The sequence below is a fragment of the Micromonospora sp. NPDC047134 genome (genome assembly GCF_040643455.1).
Lineage (GTDB): Bacteria > Actinomycetota > Actinomycetes > Mycobacteriales > Micromonosporaceae > Micromonospora.
In genome coordinates this window covers 120615-143399 of the sequence record NZ_JBEYUI010000016.1, presented here as the reverse complement: position 1 = coordinate 143399, position 22785 = coordinate 120615, and the positions used below count along the sequence as shown (strand labels likewise).

19 protein-coding genes are annotated in these 22785 nt (G+C 70.6%); 14 read left to right on the top strand and 5 right to left on the bottom strand.

The features are described 5' to 3' along the window. The first annotated feature begins 192 nt into the window (after positions 1–192). Both ABZ795_RS20040 and ABZ795_RS20035 read left to right on the top strand, forming a co-directional pair. Positions 193–1524 carry a low temperature requirement protein A gene (locus ABZ795_RS20040; RefSeq protein ID WP_357531437.1) on the top strand — a complete coding sequence of 444 codons (1332 nt, stop codon included), beginning with the start codon at positions 193–195 and terminating at the stop codon, positions 1522–1524. A gap of 370 nt (positions 1525–1894) precedes the next feature. Then, complete coding sequence (locus tag ABZ795_RS20035; RefSeq protein ID WP_357531436.1) at positions 1895–3613, top strand: hypothetical protein; 1719 nt, start codon at positions 1895–1897, stop codon at positions 3611–3613. 184 nt (positions 3614–3797) lie between these two features. Here the strand turns inward: ABZ795_RS20035 and ABZ795_RS20030 are convergent, their stop codons facing one another. Then, positions 3798–4436 carry a DUF305 domain-containing protein gene (locus ABZ795_RS20030; protein WP_357531435.1) on the bottom strand — a complete coding sequence of 213 codons (639 nt, stop codon included), beginning with the start codon at positions 4434–4436 and terminating at the stop codon, positions 3798–3800. A gap of 384 nt (positions 4437–4820) precedes the next feature. Between ABZ795_RS20030 and ABZ795_RS20025 the strand changes: the two genes are divergently transcribed. Genes ABZ795_RS20025 through ABZ795_RS20015 form a run of 3 tightly spaced genes read left to right on the top strand, consistent with a single transcriptional unit; the run spans position 4821 to position 7823 of the window. Further along, positions 4821–6227, top strand: coding sequence for an AAA family ATPase (locus ABZ795_RS20025; RefSeq protein WP_357531434.1), 1407 nt, complete (start codon positions 4821–4823; stop codon positions 6225–6227). Further along, positions 6224–6877, top strand: a complete 654-nt coding sequence (locus ABZ795_RS20020) for a hypothetical protein (protein WP_357531433.1) — start codon at positions 6224–6226, stop codon at positions 6875–6877. The genes ABZ795_RS20025 and ABZ795_RS20020 overlap by 4 nt, the downstream gene beginning before the upstream one ends. 46 nt (positions 6878–6923) lie before the next feature. Further along, positions 6924–7823 carry a TIGR01777 family oxidoreductase gene (locus ABZ795_RS20015; RefSeq protein WP_357531432.1) on the top strand — a complete coding sequence of 300 codons (900 nt, stop codon included), beginning with the start codon at positions 6924–6926 and terminating at the stop codon, positions 7821–7823. A 12-nt stretch (positions 7824–7835) separates the two neighbouring features. Here the strand turns inward: ABZ795_RS20015 and ABZ795_RS20010 are convergent, their stop codons facing one another. Next, a complete protein-coding gene (locus tag ABZ795_RS20010) occupies positions 7836–9074 on the bottom strand; it encodes a PHB depolymerase family esterase (RefSeq protein ID WP_357531431.1) in 1239 nt (412 codons plus the stop codon). A gap of 174 nt (positions 9075–9248) precedes the next feature. Here ABZ795_RS20010 and ABZ795_RS20005 point away from each other — a divergent pair, with 174 nt between their 5' ends. From ABZ795_RS20005 to ABZ795_RS19990, 4 genes are all read left to right on the top strand, one after another. Continuing rightward, entirely contained in the window at positions 9249–11066 is a 1818-nt protein-coding gene (locus ABZ795_RS20005) for a DUF2079 domain-containing protein (RefSeq protein WP_357531430.1), read from the top strand. Between the two features lie 58 nt (positions 11067–11124). Beyond that, a complete protein-coding gene (lipB, locus tag ABZ795_RS20000; RefSeq protein ID WP_357531429.1) occupies positions 11125–11763 on the top strand; it encodes a lipoyl(octanoyl) transferase LipB in 639 nt (212 codons plus the stop codon). A 103-nt stretch (positions 11764–11866) separates the two neighbouring features. After that, positions 11867–12913: a lipoyl synthase gene (lipA, locus tag ABZ795_RS19995; protein WP_357531428.1), complete on the top strand. Its 1047-nt coding sequence runs from the start codon at positions 11867–11869 to the stop codon at positions 12911–12913. An 80-nt stretch (positions 12914–12993) separates the two neighbouring features. Next, positions 12994–13680, top strand: coding sequence for a DUF4191 domain-containing protein (locus tag ABZ795_RS19990; protein WP_357531427.1), 687 nt, complete (start codon positions 12994–12996; stop codon positions 13678–13680). Positions 13681–13852: 172 nt separating this feature from the next. On the opposite strand, the gene ABZ795_RS19985 is transcribed toward ABZ795_RS19990, so the two are convergent. Continuing rightward, positions 13853–14188 (bottom strand): RDD family protein, encoded by a 336-nt coding sequence (locus ABZ795_RS19985; RefSeq protein ID WP_327027023.1) that lies wholly within the window; start codon positions 14186–14188, stop codon positions 13853–13855. A 321-nt stretch (positions 14189–14509) separates the two neighbouring features. Here ABZ795_RS19985 and glnA point away from each other — a divergent pair, with 321 nt between their 5' ends. From glnA to ABZ795_RS19965, 4 genes are all read left to right on the top strand, one after another. Next, positions 14510–15934, top strand: a complete 1425-nt coding sequence (gene glnA / locus ABZ795_RS19980) for a type I glutamate--ammonia ligase (RefSeq protein ID WP_327024726.1) — start codon at positions 14510–14512, stop codon at positions 15932–15934. 158 nt (positions 15935–16092) lie between these two features. Then, positions 16093–16641 carry an RDD family protein gene (locus ABZ795_RS19975; protein ID WP_357531426.1) on the top strand — a complete coding sequence of 183 codons (549 nt, stop codon included), beginning with the start codon at positions 16093–16095 and terminating at the stop codon, positions 16639–16641. 85 nt (positions 16642–16726) lie between these two features. Then, complete coding sequence (locus tag ABZ795_RS19970; protein WP_327024724.1) at positions 16727–17086, top strand: PadR family transcriptional regulator; 360 nt, start codon at positions 16727–16729, stop codon at positions 17084–17086. After that, positions 17083–18063, top strand: a complete 981-nt coding sequence (locus tag ABZ795_RS19965) for a hypothetical protein (RefSeq protein WP_357531425.1) — start codon at positions 17083–17085, stop codon at positions 18061–18063. Before ABZ795_RS19970 ends, ABZ795_RS19965 begins: the two co-directional genes overlap by 4 nt. A 51-nt stretch (positions 18064–18114) precedes the next feature. Here ABZ795_RS19965 and mptB (ABZ795_RS19960) read toward each other — a convergent pair whose 3' ends face one another. Beyond that, positions 18115–19644 (bottom strand): polyprenol phosphomannose-dependent alpha 1,6 mannosyltransferase MptB, encoded by a 1530-nt coding sequence (mptB, locus tag ABZ795_RS19960; protein ID WP_357531424.1) that lies wholly within the window; start codon positions 19642–19644, stop codon positions 18115–18117. A 14-nt stretch (positions 19645–19658) separates the two neighbouring features. Then, positions 19659–21059, bottom strand: coding sequence for a polyprenol phosphomannose-dependent alpha 1,6 mannosyltransferase MptB (gene mptB / locus ABZ795_RS19955; RefSeq protein ID WP_357531423.1), 1401 nt, complete (start codon positions 21057–21059; stop codon positions 19659–19661). Between the two features lie 44 nt (positions 21060–21103). Here mptB (ABZ795_RS19955) and ABZ795_RS19950 point away from each other — a divergent pair, with 44 nt between their 5' ends. Continuing rightward, positions 21104–22777, top strand: a complete 1674-nt coding sequence (locus tag ABZ795_RS19950) for a hypothetical protein (protein ID WP_357531422.1) — start codon at positions 21104–21106, stop codon at positions 22775–22777. Positions 22778–22785: the final 8 nt, after the last annotated feature.

Below are 22785 nucleotides of genomic sequence, written 5' to 3'. Positions count from 1 at the left end.
GGCCAGATCTTGCATGAGTCACTCGTAGCTCACCGACATCGAACCTACCGATACCAACTCCTCCCGGAACCGGCCCACCTATAGAAGCGTCGACGAGAAGATCGGCGACGGGCTCGGGGACGGGGGTGTGCGGGGCAGGGGTGGGGGTGGATTTTGGCGCGGGTGGTGGGGTGAGCTTGGGAAACTCGGGCGGTGAGCGACGGGGGGCAGCGGAGGCGGCGGCTGGGGCCGGCCGTCGGGATTGCGCCGGGGGCCCGGGTCGACAAGTTCGAGATCTTCTTCGACCTGGTCTTCGTCTTCTCGTTCTTCAACATCGCCCGGACCACGGCCACCGAGATCACCGGGCGCAGCCTGTTCCACGCCCTGCTCGTGCTGGCGGTGCTCTGGTGGTGCTGGGTGGTGCACACCGTGGTGGCCACCCGGGTACGGATCGGCGAAGGCTTCGTGCCGGTGCTGATGGTGGCCGGCATGGCCGCGCTGTTCTCGTTCGCCCTGGCCCTGCCGCAGGCCTTCCAGGACTCGCGTGGCACCCAGGCCGGACCGGTCGTCGTGGCGGTCAGCTACGTGGTCATCCGCGCCGTGCACCTGGCCCTGTTCGTACACATCCTGCGGGACAACCCGACGGAACGTCGGCAGCTCACCCGGTACGCCCCGGAGCTGGTCCTGAGCACCGTTCTGCTGCTGGTGGCGGCGCTGCTGCCCGGCCAGCTCACCGACTCCGGAATGGCCGGGGTGATCCGCGACGGGCTGTGGGTCACCGTCATCCTGCTCCAGTACGGCACCGGCCTGCTGGCCAGCAGTTGGGGCTGGGAGGTCACCTCCGCGGAGCACTGGACCGAGCGGTACGACCTGATCCTGATCATCGCCCTGGGTGAGTCGGTGATCTCCGTCGGGTTGGGCAGCAACCTGATCGGCCAACCGCCCACCTGGCCGGGGATCACGGCGGCCATCCTGGGGATCGTCTTCACCGCCGCCCTGTGGTGGCTGCACTACGACGTGATCGGCCCGGCCGCCCGGATCGCCCTGCACGCCACCCTGGGCCGGCCCAGGGTGCTGATGGCCCGCGACGCGTACGCGTACCTGTATCTGCCGATGATCGCCGGGATCATCCTGTTCGCCCTCGGCGCCGAGGGCATCGTGCACGACATCGCCGAGCCGGGGGTGCCCTTCAGCGAGCCCGCACATGGCCCGGACGTGCCCCTGCTGTACGGCGGGGTGATCTGCTATCTGGCCGGCAACATGCTGTTCCAGCTGCGTACCCTGCGCACGCTGTCCTGGCTGCGGCTCGGCACCGTGGCGGTGCTGGGGGCCAGCATTCCGGCGGCCATGCGGCTGCCCGGACTGGTCACCATGGGCCTGCTCACCGCGATCTGCCTCGGTCTGATCATCGCTGAGGTGGTGTTGATGGCGGAGGGCCGGCAGGCGCTCCGCGCGGTGGTCTACGAGGAGCGGACCGCGCACGAGGCCCATGAGGCCGCCTACCGGGCCCGCTGGCACGACAACCCGCCCGACACGACACTCTGAGCCCTGCCGCCCTCCACACCCGACTGTCCGAAGGACATCAGAATGCCGCCGGAGAGACATCGGGCCGCGACCCGGTAGCCGTCCGGAAGACACCGACTTGCGCCGCAGTGCGCATTCGACGAATGGCGGATGATCCACGAGGATTTCCCGGGCTGTTTCCGGTACCTGACGAAAACCGCCTGCTTGCGCTCCCACCTGGCGTTTTCTTCACCCGTTCGGCGGAGACGGCGCGGGACCCGTGATCGGTACGGTCCTACGCACACGACGCGTCCTTCCTTATGGAACCCCCCGCGTCGGTCGTTCCACCGAAAGGCAGGCAATGACACTTCGATCCCCCTCTCGGCCCCGCCGGGGCCGGCAAGCCCTCGGCGTGATCGCCGCCGGGCTGCTCCTGGCCGGTGCCCTGCCGGGCACCGCGTCGGCTGCGGAGCCCGATCCGCGAGTCGGGCTCGGGGCCGGCTGGCTCGACGCCGAAACGGCGATCAGCAACCTGGAGCACCTGGCCAACCGTCCCAAGCCGGCGGGCTTCGTCGACCCCAACAACCCGGGCGCCGGCTCCTTCATCGCCTCGGACCTCGGTTTCGGCGGCAAGTACGCCGTCCTGGGCAACTACAACGGCTTCAACATCATGGATGTCTCGAAGCCGGCCGACCCGACGCTGGTCACCAGCGTGGTCTGCCCGGGTGGCCAGGGTGACCCCTCGGTCTTCGGCAACCTGGTCTTCATGTCGGTCGAGGAGACCCGCGGGCGCGTCGACTGTGGCACCAACAGCAGCGTCGGCACCCGGTTCCAGGGCGTCCGCATCTTCGACATCAGCGACGTGCGCAACCCGGTGCAGGTCGCCGCGGTGCAGCTCTGCCGCGGCTCGCACACCCACACGGTGGTGACGGACCCGAAGGACAAGAAGCACGTCTACATCTACAACTCCGGTACCGCCGGGGTGCGGCCGGCCACCACCATGGAGGGCTGCAACAACAACCCGGCCGACGGTGACAACCCGTCGCGCTGGCGCATCGAGGTCATCAAGGTTCCGCTGGCCGCTCCCCAGCAGGCCGCCGTGGTGAACGAGGCTCGCCTGTTCACCGACCCGGCGACCGGCCGGATCGACGGCCTGCAGAACGGCCCGACCACGCCGCGTCACCCGTCCGGTGGCAACTGGTCGCCGTCGCCGAACACCAACACCTGCCACGACATCACCGCCTACCCGGCGATCGGGCTGGCCGCTGGTGCGTGCCAGGGCAACGGCATCCTGGTGGACATCTCGGACCCGGCGAACCCGGTCCGGATCGACGAGGTCTCCGACCCGAACTTCGCGTACTGGCACTCGGCGACGTTCAACAACGACGGCACCAAGGTCATCTTCACCGACGAGTGGGGCGGCGGTAGCGGTGCTCGCTGCCGCGACACCGACCAGCCGGAGTGGGGCGCCAACGCCATCTTCGACATCGTCAAGCGCAAGATGGAGTTCCGCAGCTACTACAAGCTGCCGGTTCCGCAGACCCTGGCCGAGAACTGCGTCGCGCACAACGGTTCGCTGATCCCGGTCCCCGGCCGTGACATCATGGTCCAGGCCTGGTACCAGGGCGGTCTCTCGGTGTTCGACTTCACCGACTCCGCCAACCCGCAGGAGATCGCCTTCTTCGACCGCGGCCCGATCAACCCGGACCGGATCGTCAGCGGCGGCTACTGGTCGGTGTACTGGTACAACGGCAACCTGTTCGGCAACGAGATGGCTCGCGGCCTTGACACGTTCGCGCTGAAGCCCAGCGAGCACCTGTCTGCGGCCGAGATCAAGGCGGCTACGCAGGTCAAGCTGCCCGAGTTCAACGCCCAGCACCAGCCGAAGATCAAGTGGAAGCCGAGCTTCGCGGTCTCCCGGGCGTACTTCGACCAGGCGGTCCGGGCCAAGAGCCTGAGCCGCACGCAGGCCCACGTGGTGGACCAGCTCATGCAGCAGGCTGAGAAGTCCGCTTCCAAGGACCTGCGCCTCGTGGCGAAGATCCAGCTCCTCGCGGCCTCCGCCGCCGTCTGGGGGCCGGAGAACAAGGAGCTGAAGAAGTCCCTCCAGGACCTCCGTAACTCGCTCTGATCTGTTCCTGAAGTAGAGGGGCACCTCGGCTCGAAACCATTCGAGCCGAGGTGCCCCTCGCCTTTGCGTCACCTCGCCGTGGCCCCGGCCGAAACCGAGCCGACGGTACGCCGTGGTCCTGGCCGGAAACGACCTGACGGGTACGCCGTGGTCCTGCTCGGACAGCAGGACCACGGCGAGGATGTCAGCGCATCGCGGCCAGCATCTTCTGCATCCGGGTGATCTCGATGCTCTGGTCGGCCTCGAACTCCCGGGCGAACTGGTCGGCGGCCGGTTCCAGCCCGCCGCCGGAGGCGTACAGCTCCTCCACCATCGACACCGCCCCCTCGTGGTGACGGATCATCAGGGTGAGGAACAGCTTGTCGAACTCCGCGTCCCGAGCCTGCTTGAGCTCGTCGAACTGCTCGGGGGTGAGCATGCCCGGCATCAGCTCGTGCCCGGAGTGACCGGCGTTCGGCCCGCTGGTCGGCACGTTGCGCTCCTCCAGCCACTGGTTCATCAGCGCGATCTCGTCCCGCTGGGAGACGTCGATCCGCTTGGCCAGCAGCCTGATGTCCGGGTTCTTCGTACGGTCGTTCACCAGGGCCGTCATCGTCAGGGCCTGCTGGTGGTGCGGGATCATGCCCTGGATGAACATGGTGTCCGCGGCGGTGAACTTGGGCGGCGAAATCTTCGCCACCTCTTCCTCGGAGAGGGTCTTACCCACCTGGCCCGGGGCACCCGGCTGGACCACATGAGAGGTCGGCGGCTGGTACGGCGGTGGTTCGCTGTCCGGCCAGGCGGCGTACGCCACCCCCGAACCGACCACGGCCGTGAGGGCCACGGCCGAAATGATCATGCGACGAGACAGCGCCATGACTCACGTACCCAATCTCAGGTTGAGCTGCACAGATATGAAGGCCATAGTGCCTCATGCCGCAGGAGGTCACCAGGGACCGAGCGGTTGCCGGTTGTGCGACAGGGACCACCCGGACGGACTTTTCGTGCCGGACGAACGGCCCCAGGGACGCCTACGCAAGCATCGCCCACCCTCTGCAACGCTTCGACCCGATCTCTGCGCGACTCCGTCAGCACGCTACGTCCAGCCAGGCTTGCGCCTCCATCGCGCTGCGGCTCGACCCGACAGAACTGTCAGGCCGCTGGTATCAGCGCCGCGCCGACCGACGGCGGCCCTGGTGAATCGCACAGCTCCGGCTAGGCTCAGCCCATGCTGACGCGGCTCCAGGTGCAGGGGTTCAAGAACCTGCTCGACGTAGACGTCGAGTTCGGCCCTTTCACCTGCATCGCCGGCGCCAACGGTATGGGCAAGTCGAATCTTTTCGACGCCATCGAGTTCCTCTCGTATCTGGCGACCGACTCGTTGACCGAGGCCGCCCTGCGGGTGCGCGGCCTGGCCGGGACCAAGGGCGGCGACCCGCGCGATCTGTTCTGGGACGGCTACCGGGAACACGAGCACCGAATCAGAATCGCAGCAGAGATGATCGTCCCCGCCGAGGTCGAGGATGAGCTCGGCGAACGGGCTCGTCCGGCCGCCACCTACCTGCGATACGAGGTGCTGCTCAGCTACGAGTCCTCGCGCGGCGATCATTCGGTGGGACGACTTCATCTGCTCCGCGAGGACCTGCGACAGATTCCGAACGCTCGCGCTCGCCTTGCCTTCCCCGCCGCTGCGGCCTTTCTCGATGCCGTGCTGATCGGCGAAGACCAGGACCGCGTCTTCTTGTCCACCGACGGCGGCAGCGGCAACGAGCGGTTGATCAACGTGCACGACCATTGGAACCGGGTCGAGAAGTCCCGACCGGCTGGTCGAGTGGTACGGACGGTACTGAGCACGAAGATCACCGCGGACGATCCGACGCTACTGGCCGCCCGGAACGAGATGAGAAGCTGGCGACGGCTCGCCCTGGAACCGTCCGCGTTGCGGACGCCGGACGACACCACCGGAGCTGAATCACTGGCCACCAACGGCCGGCACCTGCCCGCCACGCTCTATCGAGTGGCACACGGGCCGGAATGGTCGGTCGAGCCGGATCGGGTCTACGCGAGGGTGGCCGGCAGGCTCTCGGACCTGTCCGGCGTCGCGGTCGAGGATCTGACGGTCGAGTTCGACGAAGCTCGGGAGCTTTTCACGCTCTTCCTTCGTGAGCGGGGGGGCCTACGGCTTCCCGCACGCGCGCTGTCCGAGGGCACCTTGCGTTTCCTCGCGCTCTGCGTCCTACTGGAGGACGCAGAGTTCACCGGTCTCATCTGCATGGAAGAGCCGGAGAACGGCATTCACCCGGCAAATCTGCCGGCCATGGTGCAGCTCGTCCGCGACCTCGCCGTCGACCCCACCGATCGGCCCAACGATGACAATCCGTTTCGTCAAGTCATCATCAACACTCACTCGCCCGGGGTGGTGCAGCTCTGCGATCCTGACGACCTTTTGCTCGCTGACCTGCGGCTGAAGGCGGCCCCCGCTGGTGAGGCAGCGCGAGCTTTGTCCCTGTTGCCGTACCGCCAGTCGTGGCGGGCAAGACGAGGAAAACCAGCCTTCTCGATGGCCGACATCGTGGCCTACCTTGCCGAGCCACCCGAGGCCAAGCTGCGCCTCCCCCCGGGCCTGACCGCATGACCACCCACACCCTCTCGGGCTTGTTCGTACCAGAGGGCACCTCGGACGGGCCCCTAGCCGCGCATATCGAGCGCTTGTTCTTCTACAAAGGCTGCCCTGTCACCCTGACCACACCAGATTTCCCGCGCCTCTCCGGAGTCGACCGCGATGTGGCGTCCCGGGTGCGGGCCGGGCTCGAACTCGTCGGGGACACGGTTGATGTGATCGTCGTCCATCGGGACGCGGACAACGCGGGGGAACACGCCCGCCGACTGGAGATCGAGTCGGCGGTGCGATCGTTGGGGGTGTCGACCGAACTCGTCCCGGTCATTCCGGTGCGCATGACCGAGGCATGGCTGCTGCTGGACGAAGCCGCCATCCGTCACGTCGCGGGCAACCCCAGGGGACGGGCAAGGTTGAACCTTCCGAGACCCCACGAGGTCGAATCACGGGCTGATCCCAAGAGCATTCTCCGTGCCAGCCTGCTGACGGCGTCTGAGGAGTCCGGTAGACGGCGCGAGGCGGTAGCCCGGCGCTTCAACGAACACCGCAAGCAGTTGCTGGAACGGCTCGACCCGGCCGGCCCTGTCCTCCGCCTGGACAGCTGGGCCAGAATGGTCGCGGCCATCGACGAGGTCGTGAAGCGTTGGAAGTCCAGTCCAACCCGGTGACCGAGGTGACTCGGCCGGAATCCCCGGCGTACCGGAAGATATGAGGATGCGGATCCTCATGGCCGGCGCGTCCGGCTTCCTCGGCACCCGGCTGGTCGACCTGCTCGTCGCCGACGGGCACCAGGTGACCCGGCTGGTCCGGCGGCCACCGCGTACCCCGGACGAGCGGCAGTGGTCACCCTCGGCGGGCCAGCTGGACCCGGCCCTGGTGGCCGAGGCCGACGCGGTGGTCAACCTGGCCGGTGCCGGGGTGGGTGACCGGCGCTGGAACGACCGGTACAAGCAGTTGATCCGGTCCAGCCGGGTGGACACCACGGGCACCCTGGCCATCACCATCGCCGGGTTGCCGGCCGCGGACCGGCCGGAGGTGCTGCTGAACTCCTCCGCGATCGGCTGGTACGGCAACACCGGCGACCGGGTGGTCGAGGAGGACGCCCCGGCCGGGGAGGGCTTCCTCGCCGATGTGGCCCGGGTGTGGGAGGCCGCTACCCGGCCGGCCGAGGACGCCGGGGTACGGGTGGTGCGGCTGCGCACCGGGCTGCCGCTGCACCGCGAGGGTGGGCTGCTCAAGCCACTGCTGCTGCCGTTCAAGCTGGGCATCGCCGGACGGCTGGGCAGCGGACGGCAGTGGATTCCGTGGATCTCGATGGTGGACTGGCTGAACGCCACCACCTACCTGCTCGCCCGCGCCGACCTGGCCGGGCCGGTGAACGTGGTCGGCCCAGCCCCGGTCACCAACGCCGAGTTCACCCGGGAGCTGGCCCGGCAGGTGCACCGCCCCGCCGTCATCCCGATCCCCGCCCTGGCCCTGAAGGTGGCCCTGGGTGGCTTCGCCCAGGAGGCCCTGACCAGCACCCGGGTCCTGCCCGGCGTACTGACCCGGGCCGACTTCCGCTTCCGCCACCCGGATCTGCCCAGCGCTCTGCGGGCCGGGCTCCAGGACTGACCCCGGCTCCGCTCAGCAGCCGATGGTCCAGTGGTTGGGGGCGATCTGCCGCAGGGCGGTGGTGTAGAAGGTGTTGTAGAGCCCCATCCGCTGGTTGGAGCCGTTGGCGTAGGCGTACCCACCCAAGTGGTAGGCCCGGCCGGCGGTCACATGGGCGTAGTTGCTGGCGGTGACACAGGTCGGGGCACCGGTAGGGCTCGGGGAGACCGTCGGGCTCGGCGACACGGTCGGGCTCGGCGATGCCGTCGGGCTGGGGGTGGGCGGGGGCGTGCCACCGCCGTCCAGGCCGAAGAAGAGCGCGTCCCGGTACGCCGAGCAGATGGTGTCCAGGAAGTACGCCGCAGCGGTGCCGCACTGGTCCATGGCCGTACCCGGGTCGACCGGGGTGCCGTGGCCCATGCCGGAGATCCGGTACAGCCGTACCGCGTCCCTGCCGTACACCTCCAGGCTGGTGCCGCCGGGCAGTTGGGCGGTGCTGGTCGGGGTCTGCGTCACCCCGAGCACGTTGGTCCACTGGTCACGGGACTCCACCGCGTTGGACGTCGCCACGGTGTAGTCGGCGGTGCCGTGCCAGATCGCCACCCGGGGGCGCGGGCCGGAGTGACCGGGGTGGGCGGCGCGCACCAGGTCACCCCACTGCGCCGGGGTCTTGTCCACCCCGGGGTTCATGCAGGAGAAGGCGTTGACCATGCCGGTGGCGCAGCGGTACGGCAGGCCGGCGATGACCGAGCCGGCGGCGAAGACCTCCGGGTAGGTGGCCAGCAGGGCCGCGCTCATCGCCCCGCCGCCGGACAGGCCGCTGACGTACACCCGGTCGGCGGCCGTGCCGTAGCGGGACCGGGCGTGGTCGACCATCTGTTTGATGGACAGCACCTCACCCTGGCCCCGGCTGGTGTCGCCGATCTCGAACCAGTTGAAGCAGGCGCTGGAGTTGTTGGCCGACCGCTGCTCGGGCACGATCACGGTGAACTTCCACTGGTCGGCGTACCTGCGCCAGCCGGAGTTGGCGAAGTAGCCGGCGGCGTCCTGGGCGCAGCCGTGCAGCAGGACGACGGCCGGGGCACCGGCGGGCAGGTTGTCCGGCCGGTAGGCGTACATGGCCAGGTTGCCGGGGTTGGTGCCGAAGCCGGTGACCTGGGCCAGGGAGGCCGCCTGGGCGGGTACGGCGACCGCCACCGGGGCGGTGGCGGCCAGGACCAGAGCGGCCAGTACGCCGGCCAGCCGGCCGAAGGGGGTACGGATTAGGCGCACGGGACCTCCCGAGGAATGTGATCTGGATCACCGATGATTACCGCGAGGTTACGCAGATGGGTCCGGGCGATGACATGGCGAGGATGCACACATTCGTCGATGTCCGGGTGTGGGACCCCGGCTTGCACCCGGAAGGTGCCGGCGTGTCCGGACGCGGTTGGTAACGTCCGCTAGGTGCCCACCTCGCCGTCCGTGGCGTCCGCGCCCGCCTCACCGGTACCCGTCACCCGTGATCGTCGCGCCGACCTGATCGTGACACTTGTCGCGCTGGCGCTGGCCGTCTGGGTGACCAGTGGGCTGTGGCGGAACCCGAACGGTCGCGCCATCACGGTCAACTCCAGCGACCAGGCGCTGTTCGAGTGGCTGCTGGCCTTCGGCGGGCACGCGGTCAGCCACGGGGACAACCCCCTCTACACGTACCTGATCAACGTGCCGGACGGGGTGAACCTGGCGGTCAACACCTCGATCACGGTGTACGCGGTGGTCTTCGCCCCCCTGACGTACCTGATCGGGGCGCCGGCCACCTTCCTGGTGATCCTCACCCTGAACCTGGCCGCCACCGCGGTCGCCTGGTACTGGCTGCTCTCCCGGCACCTGGTGCGCAGCCCACTGGCCGCCGCCGTCGGCGGGCTGTTCATCGGCTTCTCCCCCGGCATGGTCTCGCACGCCAACGCCCACCTGAACTGGACCGCCGGTTGGCTGGTGCCGCTGCTGGTGTGGCGGGTCTTCGCGCTGCGCCGACCCGGGCACTGGCTGCGCGACGGGGTGATCCTGGGACTGCTCGTCGCGGTGGCCTTCTCGATCGCCGCCGAAGGGCTGTTCTTCACCGCCCTGGCCCTGGGCCTGTTCGTGGCCGTCTGGGCGCTGCACCCGGCAAACCGGGCCGAGGCCCGGGCGGTGCTGCCGTCCTTCCTGCGGGGCCTCGCGACGACCGCGGTGGTCGCCGGGGCGCTGCTGGCGTACCCCCTGTGGTTGCACTTCGCCGGGCCGCAGCGCTTCCACGGCACCGGCTTCGACCCGGTGATCCACTCCGAGGACATCGCCGCCTACGCGGCCTTCCCGCGCCGCTCCCTGGCCGGAGAGGCCGGCCTGCGTACCTCGCTGGCACCGAACCCCACCGAGGAGAACTCCTTCTTCGGGTGGCCGCTGCTGGTGCTCACCCTCTGCTGCTTCGTGCTGCTGTGGCGTCGGGCGGATCCGCGTCGCCGGGCCACCCTGTGGGCCCTGGGCGCCCTGGCGGTGGTCTTCAGCGTGCTCTCCTTCGGGCCGGTGGCGAAGGTCGACGGTCGGCGTACCGACCTGCCGATGCCCTTCGACCTGCTCGGGCACCTGCCGGTGGTGAACGCCGCGCTGCCCGCCCGGCTGGCCCTGGTGGTGACCCCGGTGATCGGCCTGCTGCTGGCGTACGCCATCGACCAGTTGCGGCAGCGACCACCGCGCCGGCCGGCGGCGGTGGCCTGGATCCTGGGTTTCGTGGCCGCGTTGCTGCCGCTGTTCCCTACCCCCCTGCTGACCAGCGAACGGGAGCCGATCCCCCGCTTCATCACCTCCGGCGCCTGGCGGGAGTACGTCTCCCCCGGCGGGGTGTTGACCCCGGTGCCGCTGGCCCTGGACGTCTACCCCGACGGTCAACGCTGGCAGGCGTACGCCCTGGCCAACCGGCAGGGTGAGTTCGCGATCCCGTCCGGGTTCTTCCTCGGGCCCGGCGGTCCGGACGGCCGGGGCCGGATCGGGCCGGTGCCCCGGCCCTTCAGCGCCCTGCTCGACCAGGCCGCCCGCACCGGACTGCCCCCGATCGTCACCGCAGGCACCCGCGAGGATGTCCGGGCCGACCTAGAGCACTGGCGCATCGAGACAGTGGTGCTCCCCGACGAGGTGCACGGCGCCAAGTGGCCGGTCGACGAGGAGGCGCTGCGCCGGACCCTGACCATGCTGCTCGGCGAACCGGAGCGGGTCGAGGACGTCTGGCTCTGGCGGGTCCGCGAGAACTGACCGCGGGTGAGCTGGCTCACCCCAGGTGACCAGCGAGTACGGGTCTAGGCTGGATCACGTGACCACGACGACCTCCGGCCTGACGGCCGTGCGCGCCGGTGTCCTCGACTACACCGCAGCCTGGGACGAGCAGCGCCGCCTGCACGAGGCGGTGGTCTCCGGCGAGTCCGGCGACACCGTGCTGCTGCTGGAGCACCCGAGCGTCTACACCGCCGGCAAGCGCACCGAGCCGTGGGACCGCCCGATGGACGGCACCCCCGTGGTCGATGTGGACCGGGGCGGCAAGATCACCTGGCACGGTCCGGGGCAGTTGGTCGGCTACCCCATCCTGCGCCTGCCCGACCCGATCGACGTGGTCGCGTACGTACGGCGGGTCGAGCAGATGCTGATCGACGTGTGCGCCGAGTTCGGCCTGACCGCCGGCCGGGTCGAGGGACGCAGCGGCGTCTGGGTGCCGGAGGACGACCGGGGCCCGGCCCGCAAGGTGGCCGCCATCGGCATCCGGGTAGCCCAGGGGGCCACCCTGCACGGCTTCTCGATCAACTGCGACTGCGACCTGACCCACTTCGACAAGATCGTGCCCTGCGGCATCCGCGACGCCGGAGTCACCTCCCTCTCCGCCGAACTGGGCCGCCCCATCACCATCACCGAGGTCCTCCCCGTCGTCGAAACCCACCTCCCCACCCTCACCGCCTGACCCGTTCTGCCGCGTTGATCAATAGGTTTGCGTCAGGATCGGCGCCGTCACCGACGTCCTTGATCAACTTTGAATGGGTGGGGGGATTCACAGGGGTTGGGGGGTGACGGGGGTCGCCCGCTGTTCATCGACAGCCGCCGTCCGACGTAGGCTCGTTTTCGTGACGATCGAGCACACCGCACCGACGACCGGCCAGGCCACGCGCAGCGCGACCCCCGCCCCAGAAGGGCGACGGCTGCTGCGCATCGAGGCTCGCAACGCCGAGACGCCGATCGAACGCAAACCCCCGTGGATCAAGGTCAAGGCCAAGATGGGCCCGGAGTACACCCAACTGCGCGGGCTGGTCTCGCGCGAAGGGCTGCACACGGTGTGCCAGGAGGCCGGCTGCCCCAACATCTACGAATGTTGGGAGGACCGGGAGGCCACCTTCCTCATCGGTGGTGACCAGTGCACCCGCCGCTGCGACTTCTGCCAGATCGACACCGGCAAGCCGGCCGAGTTCGACGCCGACGAGCCGCGCCGGGTGGCCGAGTCCGTGGTCTCGATGGGCCTGCGGTATGCCACCATCACCGGCGTCGCCCGTGACGACCTGCCCGACGGCGGTGCCTGGCTGTACGCCGAGACCGTCCGGCAGATCCACGCCCTGCAGCCCGGCTGCGGTGTGGAGCTGCTGATTCCCGACTTCAACGCCGTACCGGAGCAGCTCGCCGAGGTCTTCGGGGCGCGACCGGAAGTGCTCGCGCACAACGTCGAGACGGTGCCCCGGATCTTCAAGCGGATCCGGCCGGCGTTCCGCTACGAGCGGTCCCTGGACGTGATCCGGCAGGCCCGCGCCGCCGGTCTGGTGACCAAGAGCAACCTGATCCTGGGCATGGGCGAAGAGCGCGCCGAGATCTCCCAGGCGCTGCGCGACCTGCACGAGGCCGGCTGCGAGCTGATCACCATCACCCAGTACCTCCGCCCCTCCCCCCGGCACCACCCGGTGGAGCGCTGGGTCAAGCCGGAGGAGTTCGTCGAGCTGAGCGCCGAGGCCGAGGAGATCGGCTTCGCCGGGGTGATGAGCGGGCCGCTGGTGCGCTCGTCGTACCGCGCGGGACGGCTCTACCAGCAGGCCCTTTCCGCCCGCGAGGATGCCGCCCAGGTCGCCTGAGGTCCGGTCCGATTCGGCCGCCCGGATGGAGCACCCGGGCGCGGATCGGCCATCGGTTGCCGACCACTAGACTTGACGCCATGGCAAAGCCCCAGGAGAAGGTCTCGTTCGGTCAGCGGCTGAAGCAGATCGGGTTGGTGTTCAAGTTCACCGCCAAGCAGGACAAGTGGTTCGCGCCGCTGGCCGCCGGCGCGGTGCTGATCCCACTCGCGCTGACCGTCGTGGCGATCGTGCTCTGGGGCTGGCTGTGGCTGCCGCTGGGCATCCTGTTCGCCCTGCTCTGCCTGCTGATCGTGCTCAACCTGCGGTCCAACCGGGCGATGATGAACGCCGCCGAGGGGCAGCCGGGCGCCGCCGCGCAGATCATGGAGAACATGCGCGGTGACTGGCGGGTCTCCCCCGCGGTCAGCTCGACCACCCAGATGGACATGGTCCACCTGGTCATCGGCCGACCGGGCGTGATCCTGCTGGCCGAGGGGAACCCGCAGCGGGTACGCAGCCTGCTCGGCCAGGAGAAGCGGCGACTCGCCAAGGTGATCGGCAACGCCCCCCTGTACGACTACGTGATCGGTCAGGAGGAGGGCGAACTGCCCATCCGCAAGCTGCGGATGACGCTGATGCGGCTGCCCCGCAACCTCAGCGGCAAGGACGTCAACTCCCTGGACAAGCGGCTCAAGGCGCTCACCGCCCGCCCGCAGATGCCCAAGGGCGCCATCCCCAAGAACCTCCGCCCGCCGCGCGGCGCCCGCCAGATGCGCGGCCGCTGACCGCCCCGGCTCCGCATCGCCCCACCGCTCGCGCTTCGCGAGCCTGCGCGTGCATAACCCCGCGCACCCCGCAGCGGCGATCATGCACTTTCGGTCGCCGTTATGCCAGGAATGAGCGTTTTGCCGAGACCAAAAGTGCATGATCGCGGGGCAGGGGGCAGGGGGCCGGGGGTCAGCGGGGGGCGGGGATGGTTACTGAGCGGGTCAGGCGGTCGTGTAGGCCGCGGCGGTGCTGGTCCATGAGGAGGGCGGGCACCACCAGGGCCAGGAGTACGCCGCGCAGCAGGGCGCGCAGCAGGCCGATCCGGCCGCCGTCGGTCCAGTCCACGCAGCGGATCCGGGTCACGTACATGCCGGGGGTCTGGGCGAACAGGCCGAGGAAGACGGCGTACTCCACGATCAGCACGAGGACCGGCGCCCAGCCGTCGCGGGTCGGGCTGGCGAACAGGCCGGCCGCGAGCAGGCAGAGCACCCAGTCGATGATCAGCGCTCCGAATCGTCGCCCCAGATCGGCCGGTACGAAGTCCGGGTCGACTGCGGGCGGTGTCGGAGGGTGCGGCGGGGTTGTCACAGCGGCCAAGGTTACTCAGCGCTGTGGTGACAACCGGGCGCAGGTCCGGCACGAGGTCGCGAAATCGGACGACCTACCTGAAGCTTCACTAGACTGGCCCTGTCGGACCCGTCCCTCCGGTCCCAGCGGCCCCAACTGTTAGAGGTGACACACCGCGAGGGACGTAACACGGCAGAAACACTGGAGACATGGCTGGGCAACCCCACAGCCATAGCGTCGCCAGGAGCCTAGCTACCCGTGGACGTGCCAGGAGGACGAGTGTTCGCCAATCCCGAGGAACTCCTGCGTTACCTCAAGAACGAGGACGTAAAGTTCGTCGACGTTCGTTTCTGTGACCTGCCCGGCGTCATGCAGCACTTCAACCTGCCGGTGGAGTCTGTCGACGACTCCTTCTTCAACGACGGTCTCGCCTTCGACGGATCGTCGATCCGTGGTTTCCAGGCGATCCACGAGTCGGACATGCTCCTGCTCCCGGACGTCGCGACCGCCTTCATCGACCCCTTCCGCACGCAGAAGACCCTCGCGCTGAACTTCTTCATCCACGACCCGTTCACCCGCGAGGCGTACTCCCGAGACCCGCGGAACGTGGCGAAGAAGGCCGAGGCGTACCTCGCCGCCAGCGGCATCGCGGACACCGCGTACTTCGGCGCCGAGGCCGAGTTCTACATCTTCGACTCGATCCGCCACGAGACCTCGGCGCACCAGTCGTTCTACTACATCGACTCGATCGAGGGCGCCTGGAACACCGGCCGCGAGGAGGCGGGCGGCAACCGGGGCTACAAGACCGCGTACAAGGGTGGCTACTTCCCGGTGCCGCCGGTGGACCACTACGCCGACCTGCGCGACTCGATCGTCCGCCGGCTGATCGACACCGGCTTCACCGTGGAGCGCTCGCACCACGAGGTCGGCACCGCCGGCCAGGCGGAGATCAACTACAAGTTCTCCACCCTGCTGCACGCCGGCGACCAGATGCAGCTGTTCAAGTACATCGTCAAGAACCAGGCCTGGGCCGCCGGCAAGACCGCGACCTTCATGCCGAAGCCGCTCTTCGGCGACAACGGCTCCGGCATGCACACCCACCAGAGCCTCTGGCTCAACGGTGAGCCGCTGTTCTACGACGAGACCGGCTACGCCGGCCTGTCCGAGACCGCCCGCTGGTACATCGGCGGTCTGCTGCACCACGCGCCGTCGCTGCTGGCCTTCACCAACCCGACGGTCAACTCGTACCGTCGTCTGGTGCCGGGCTTCGAGGCGCCGGTCAACCTGGTCTACTCGCAGCGCAACCGCTCCGCCTGCACCCGCATCCCGGTCACCGGCAGCAACCCGAAGGCCAAGCGCGTCGAGTTCCGGGTGCCGGACCCCTCGGCCAACGTCTACCTCGCCTTCTCGGCGATGCTGATGGCCGGCCTGGACGGCATCAAGAACAAGATGGAGCCGCCGGCGCCGATCGACAAGGACCTCTACGACCTCCCGCCGGAGGAGTGGGGCGACGTCAAGCAGGTGCCGGGCTCGCTGCCGGCGGTGCTGGACTCCCTGGAGGCCGACCACGACTATCTGCTCGACGGTGGGGTCTTCACCCCGGACCTGATCTCCACCTGGGTCGACTGGAAGCGGGCCAACGAGGTCGACCCGGTGCGTCTGCGCCCGACCCCGCACGAGTTCGCGATGTACTTCGACTGCTGAGGCAGATCAGCTCCGGTCGGGCCGGCTCCGCGTTCGCGGGGCCGGCCCGGCCGCGTCTGGGCCCCCTGCCTCGAACAATCCACCCCCTCCGGTCCGCCTGTCGAAGCTGCCGCACACTGTGCCGACAGGTGCCACAAGATCGGACAGGAGAACACACCATGACCCTCCGCGGGATGGAACGGCCGTCGACCCGACTGGAGGCCGCCAAGGCGTACGCGGAGCAGGCCTGGGGACCGGGTACCTCCAGACGGGTGGCCACCTTCACCGACGGCACCCCGTACCTGCGGGCGGGTCTGGTGGGCCAGGTCCTGGCCTGGCTGATCGACGCGGTGGTGTGTCTGTTCGGTGTCGGGGTCTGTGTCGTCGTCCTGGCCCTGCTGCACGACGGTGGGCAGGGCCTGTCCATCGATGCCGTCGTCCTGCTGGCGCTCGCCGCGTGCGTCGTGGTGCCGATGCTGTACGGGCTGTGCTACCGCAACGGGCGAGCCCTCGGCGGGGTCCTCACCGGCACCCAGCTGGTACGGGTCGCCGACGGTGGTCGACTGGGCCTGACCGGCTGCTGGGCCATGGTGGTCCGGACGGTGTTCCTGCCGATTCTGCTGGCCATCGTGGTGCTGAGTGCGGCCACCGGGTTGGGGATGGCCGGTTCGCGGACCAGCATCGACCGGGCCGCCACCCGACAGTTGCGGGATGCCGGCCTCCGGTGACCCCTCACCAGACTGGGCACTGACTCAGGTCGGCCCGCGCGTGTCAGGGACCCCCGGATACCTTCGCGTCCGATATATTGCGGGCATGGATACGCCGCTACGCGAACCCACCTTCCTCATCCTCACCGCCCTGGCGCGCGAACCGATGCACGGCTACGCGATCATCGGCGAGGTCGCCGCCCTCTCCGAGGGGCGGCTCTCACTGCGCCCCGGCACCCTCTACGGTGCGCTGGACCGGCTCACCGACGCCGGGCTGGTAGAGGTCGACCGGGAGGAGACAGTGGACGGTCGGCTGCGCCGCTACTACCGCCTCTCCCCCAGCGGGGACGCCACCCTGGCCGCCGAGACCGAGCGGCTGCGGCGCAACGTCGAGGCGGCCACCGCCCGGCTGCGCACCCGCCGGGTCCAGGCACTGACTCCGCGTACGGCCGGGGGGTTGGCATGAGCGAGTTGGCGCGACGCTACCGGCGCCTGCTGCGGGCGTACCCGGCGGACTACCGACGCGAGCGCGGCGACGAGATCGTCGGGACCTACCTCGACCTGGCGGGTCCTGAACGGCGTTGGCCCTCCCCGGCGGAGGCCGCCGACCTGCTGCGCGGGGGTCTGCGGCAGCGGTTGCGGGCTGCCGGCGCGACCGATCTGCTTCCCGGGGTACGCCTGGCCGGACTGCTGGCCCTGGCCACGGCCGTCTTCCTGGCCGGCTTCTGGGCCACGGTCGAGCCGAACGCCCCCAAACCCGAGTGGGGCATGCCGAGTTTCGGCCCCTTCGTCTCGGTCGGGGTGATCGTCTGGTGCGCCTGGCTGCTCTGCGCGCCGCTGCTGTTCGTGGCGCCGGGCAGGATCACCCGGGTCGCCCTAGCCGTGGCGATCCTGGCCACCACTGTCGCTCCGGTGGTGGGTGGGCTGTTCGGGGCACCCCGCCCGCCGCTGTCCGTCCTGGCCCCACAGGTGGCCCTCGGAGTGCTGGCCCTGGCTGTGGGCGACCGGCTGCCGCGACCGGTGCGGGCCCTGCCGAGCATGGCGGCGCTCGCCGGGGTCGGTACCGGGCTGGCCCTGGTCGGGCGGGGTAACTGGGGTTGGTACGCCTGGACGGCCGAGCAGCTGCTGCCGATCACCGGCATGGTGCTGCTGGTGATCGGCGTGCTGCTGGCGATCGGGCTGGGGATGCGGCGCGACGAGCGCGGCGGTTGGGCCACGGTGGCGCTGCTGACCCCGGTCGGCCTGCTCAACGCGCACCTGCTGGCCGGGGCGGTCGACGGCCTGGCCAGCGGCGCCCCACGTCCCACCTACTCGACCATGGTCGCCACCGCGATCGCGGTGGCCCTGATCGGCCCGGCCCTGCTGCCGGCAGCCGTGGCGCTGCGTCGCCGGGTGGGCCTGCGACCGGCCACCTCCTGCCCCACCTGCGGTAACCACCGCTGACCGGATACCGGGGGGTGTCAGTCGTAGCCCGACCGCGCTGACACCCCCCGGTCAGGTAGGTGATCCACCCGGCGACTGACGCCTCAGCCGGGACGGCGCCCAGAGCAGGATTGCCAGTACCAGGAGGGTCATCGCCACCGCGCCGGGCGCTTTGACCAGTCGGGCCACATTGGTGCCGTCCGGCAGGGCCAGGAAGGACGCCGCCGCGCAGGGCAGCACGAACCAGGTGGTCCGGCCGGCGGTCACCGCCAGCACCGCCAGGGGCCAGGTGGCGTACCAGGGGTGGAACACCGGCGCCAGGACCACGGTGGCTACCAGCGCCACCCCGGCACCACCGAGTGCCAGCCGCCACCGGGCCACCCGGGGGTCGGGACAGTGGTCGGCTGCCGAAGCACCGGTGGGGGTAGCGGCCCGAGTGGACCCACGCAGTGCGGACCAGGTCCGCCACCACAGGAAGACCAGGAAACCGGCCAGCAGGACCAGCCCGACCACCCGGGCCACCGACACCGCGCCGAGGTCCCGACCGGCCAGCTCACCGGCGTAGTCGACGACCATGCCGACCGCCGTCGGGGGCGAGGTCCACTGCACGGTGTCGCCACTGCTGCCCAGCCCGCCGATCCAGCCCAGCCCCAGACCGGACAGCAGCGAGGTCACCGCCACGGCGCCGAGCACCCCGACGGCCAGCAGACCGCCGTCGCGCAGCAGCACCGGCAGGGTGTACCGGCCGCGTACCGCAGCCAACGCCGCGAAGGGCAACACCACCCCGGCGGTCGCCTTCACCGACACCGCCAGCCCGAGCAGCATCCCGGCGGCCAGCAGCCACCCCGGCCGCTGGCCGGTAATCCGAGGCGCGGACACCACCGGGCGGGTCAGCAGCAGCAGGCCGGGCAGGAGCAGGCCGAGCATCACCGCGTCGTTGTGCGCGCCGGCCACCAGGTGTACGCCGACAAGTGGGCAGGCCAGCACCAGCCAGGTCGCCCGTCGGGCCGGTACCCCGGCCGCCCGGGCCAGGCCGGGCAGACAGAGCGCGGCCACCAGCAGGCCCGCCACCGCCAGCACCCGCAACGCCACCACCGTGCCGACCAGGCCACCGCCGAGCATCACCGCCAGGGCCGCGAGCAGCACGAAGACCGGACCGTACGGGGCAGGGGTGTCCCGCCAGACCGGGGCGACCGCCTCCAGCCAGGGGCAGCCGGCCGCCGCCACCCCGGTGGCGTACGGGTCATCGCCGTCGGCGTACACCCAGCCCTGGCAGGCGTACGAGTAGACGTCCCGGCTGCCCAGGGGTGCGCTGAACAGCAGCGGCAGGGTCCACAACCCGGCGGTGCGGTAGGCCCACCGGGCCGAGGGGGCGCCCGCGCGCAACATCCACCACGCCCCGACCATGGCGGCGGTACCGGCCAGCCACAGGGCTACCGTCAGCGGACCGGTGTCGGAGTCCCAGACCCGGACAGTGGTGGCTCCCGGCAGGGCACCATCGAGATATCCGGCGACCACCAGCAGCAGGGCCCCGACCAGCCCCAGGTGACGGGCCCCCCGGTCGCGCGGGGAGACAGGTCGGGGAGCGCCGGGGTCGGTCACCGGCGTACCTCTCCTCAGTCGGCGGGAACGGGACGGCGGGCCGTCCTCGCCGACCGTATCAAGCGGACCGCCACCACGATCACGAACAGGGTCATCAGGGGCGCACCGATGGTCTTGGTGTGCCGGGGCAGCCCGGTGCCGTCGGCCAGCACATGGAAGGCGGAGTAGACCGTCACCGCGCTGAACCACCAGGTCCGGTGGGCGGTGGCGGCCAGCAGGACCAGCGGCCAGAACCAGTACCAGGGGTGGAACAGCGGGGCCAGCGCCACCGCCGCGGTCAGGGCCAGGGCGGCGTGCCACAGGGGTTCCCGGTACCGGGCCCGGAACCACAGCCACACCAGCAGCGCCGCCAGCACCACCATGGCGATGCCCCGGGTCACCGGCAGGGCGTCGATGTGCAGGCCGAAGGGCAACGCCAGGTAGCCGAGGGTCTGCCCGACCGCGGTCGGCGGCGAGGTCCAGGCGATCACCTCGTTGCCGTGCGAGAGCCCGGTGATCCAGCCCAGGTCCAGTCCGGCGGCCAGGGTCACCCCGAACAGGGTGCCGACCGCGCCACCCACCACCGGCGTACCGTGGCGCAGCAGGCCGCGCAGGGAGAACCCGTTGGGGATCGCGGCGAGGGCCGCGAAGGGCACCACCACCAGCGCGGTGACCTTGATCCCGGCGGCCAGGCCGAGCACCACTCCCCCGGCCAGCAGGTGCCAGGTACGGCCCGGCCAGGTGACCACTATGGCCAGTCCGGCCACCATCAACCCGACCATCATGGCGTCGTTGTGCACCCCGGAGATCAAATGCACCCCCACCAGCGGGCTGGCCAGGGCCAGCCAGAGGGCCCGGCCGACCGGCACGCCGCAGCGGCGGGCCAGCACCGGCAGGCAGGCCGCCGTCAGCACCACCCCGGCCACCGCGAGCACCCGGAACATCGCGATGCTGCCGAACAGCGAGCCGGTGGCGGCGACCACCGCGCCGGAGATCACCACGAACAGCGGACCGTACGGCGCCGGGGTGTCCCGCCAGATGTACGACATGGTGTCCAGCCAGGGGCAGGGCAGGGTGGAGACGCCGTACTCGTACGGGCTGATGCCGTTGGCGTAGCTGGCCCCCTGGCAGGCGTAGGCGTACGCGTCCCGGCTGCCCAGCGGCGGGGTTACCAGGAAGGGCAGGATCCACAGGGCGGCGGTGGTCAACGCCCAGCGGGCCGAGGGCACCCGGTCGCGCAACACCCACCAGGCCACCGACATGGCGATGGTGCCGAACAACCACAAACCGATGATCCACGGCCCGTTCGGGCCCAACCAGATCTTCACCGGGTCGGGTCGTAGGTCCCCGTCGGGCAGGGCACCGCCGAGGAAGGCAGCCACCGCCAACATGATCGATCCGGCCAGTCCAGTCCAGCGCACGAGGTGATGGGGCACGTCCGTCATGCTGCCAGTACCGTGAGCGCGGTACGGAGGTGGGCATGCGGGGCTCTCGGGTGGTGGCGCTGGCCGCCGCGTCCGCAGGGGCGCTCGGTGTGGCGTACCTCATCCTCCCGGTGATGGGTTCGGACCTGGCGGCGCAGGTGGCCCGGGCCGACTTCTTCGCCGCGCACGGCCCCACCCCGGTCGACCTGCGCTGGTACGGCGGAGTCCAGCAGTTCGGCTACAGCCTGCTGGCCCAGCCGGTGATGGCCCTGCTCGGGGTACGCCCCACCGGTGTCGTCGCCCTGGTCGCGGCGGCCACCCTGTTCGCCGCCCTGCTGGTCCGCACCCGGGTACCCCGGCCCCTGCTCGGCAGCCTGGTGGGGGTGGCCACCATCGCCGGCAACCTGGTCTCCGGCCGGATCACCTACGGCCTGGGGGTGGCCTTCGGCCTGGCCGCCCTGCTCGCCCTGACCTGGCGGGCCGCCCCGTCGTCGACGGGTACCACCCCGACCCGCCGTCGATGGCCGCTCGTGCTGGCCGGGGTCGGGGCGCTGCTGGCCTCGGCGACCAGCCCGGTGGCCGGCCTCTTCGTCGGCCTGGCCGGAGTCGCCCTGCTGCTGTCCCGCCGGTGGGCCGAGGGGCTGACCCTGGCGGTGACCGCCGCCCTGCCGCTGGGCGTGACCGCGCTGCTGTTCGGCGACGGCGGCTGGATGAACATCAGCCGTACCGACACGATCCGGGCGACCGTGACCGCCCTGCTGGTGGCCGCGCTGGTCCGGTACCGGCCGGTGCGGGTCGGGGCGCTGCTGGCCGCCGCCGGGGTGGTCGCGGCGGCGCTGCTGCACACCCCGGTCGGCCTGAACGCCACCCGCCTGGCGACCATGTTCGCCCTACCGTTGCTGGCCGCCGCCGCCCACCGCCCCGCCTGGCTCGGACCGACCCGGCGGATGGGCCGGCCCGCCCCTCCGGCCCAGCCACCGTCCGCTTCGCCAGCCCAAGCCCCGTCGGGTGGCGCGATGCCGCAGCCTGCCCGGCGGCGGGTGGGGGCGGTCGCGTTGGCGGTGCTGCTGGGGGTGGTGTGCTGGTGGCAGCCGCCGGTGGTCCCCGCCGACCTGCGCAGCATCGGCGACCCGACCAACGACCCCGGTTACTTCGCCCCGCTGCGCGCCGAACTGGACCGGCGCGGGCTCACCGGTCGGCTGGAGGTGCCACCGACCCGCAACTACTGGGAGGCCGCCCGGCTGGGCGAGGTGCCGCTGGCCCGGGGTTGGCTACGGCAGGCCGACATCGACCGCAACCCGCTGTTCTTCACCACCGTGCCCGGCGCGGCCGGCACCGGGGTGCCGCTGACGGTCGACAGCTACCGGGCCTGGCTGGACGACAACGCGGTGCAGTACGTCGCCGTGCCGGACGTCCCGCTGTCCTGGGTGGGTCGGGCGGAGGCCGAACTGATCGACGACGGCCTGCCGTACCTGACCGAGGTCTGGTCCGACCGGCACTGGCGGCTGTACGCGGTGACCGACCCCACCCCCCTGGTCGGGGCGCCCGGGGAACTGCTGCGCACCGACGGCGCTTCGGTCACCTTCCGCACCACCGGTGCCGCGACCGTGCCGGTCCGGGTCCGGCACAGCCGCTGGTTGACCGCCTCCGGCGGCGCCATCGTCACCGCCGACGGGGACTGGACGGCGGTCCGGCTGCCGCGCGCCGGCACGTACACCCTCGGCAGTTGATCCGGCGC

Bases quoted from the DNA above. Each gene is read 5' to 3' on its own strand.
- ABZ795_RS20025 (WP_357531434.1), top strand. From the start codon at position 4,821: ATGCTGACGCGGCTCCAGGTGCAGGGGTTCAAGAACCTGCTCGACGTA.
- ABZ795_RS20020 (WP_357531433.1), top strand. From the start codon at position 6,224: ATGACCACCCACACCCTCTCGGGCTTGTTCGTACCAGAGGGCACCTCG.
- ABZ795_RS20015 (WP_357531432.1), top strand. From the start codon at position 6,924: ATGCGGATCCTCATGGCCGGCGCGTCCGGCTTCCTCGGCACCCGGCTG.
- ABZ795_RS19990 (WP_357531427.1), top strand. From the start codon at position 12,994: ATGGCAAAGCCCCAGGAGAAGGTCTCGTTCGGTCAGCGGCTGAAGCAG.
- ABZ795_RS19975 (WP_357531426.1), top strand. From the start codon at position 16,093: ATGACCCTCCGCGGGATGGAACGGCCGTCGACCCGACTGGAGGCCGCC.
- ABZ795_RS19970 (WP_327024724.1), top strand. From the start codon at position 16,727: ATGGATACGCCGCTACGCGAACCCACCTTCCTCATCCTCACCGCCCTG.
- ABZ795_RS19965 (WP_357531425.1), top strand. From the start codon at position 17,083: ATGAGCGAGTTGGCGCGACGCTACCGGCGCCTGCTGCGGGCGTACCCG.
- ABZ795_RS19950 (WP_357531422.1), top strand. From the start codon at position 21,104: ATGCGGGGCTCTCGGGTGGTGGCGCTGGCCGCCGCGTCCGCAGGGGCG.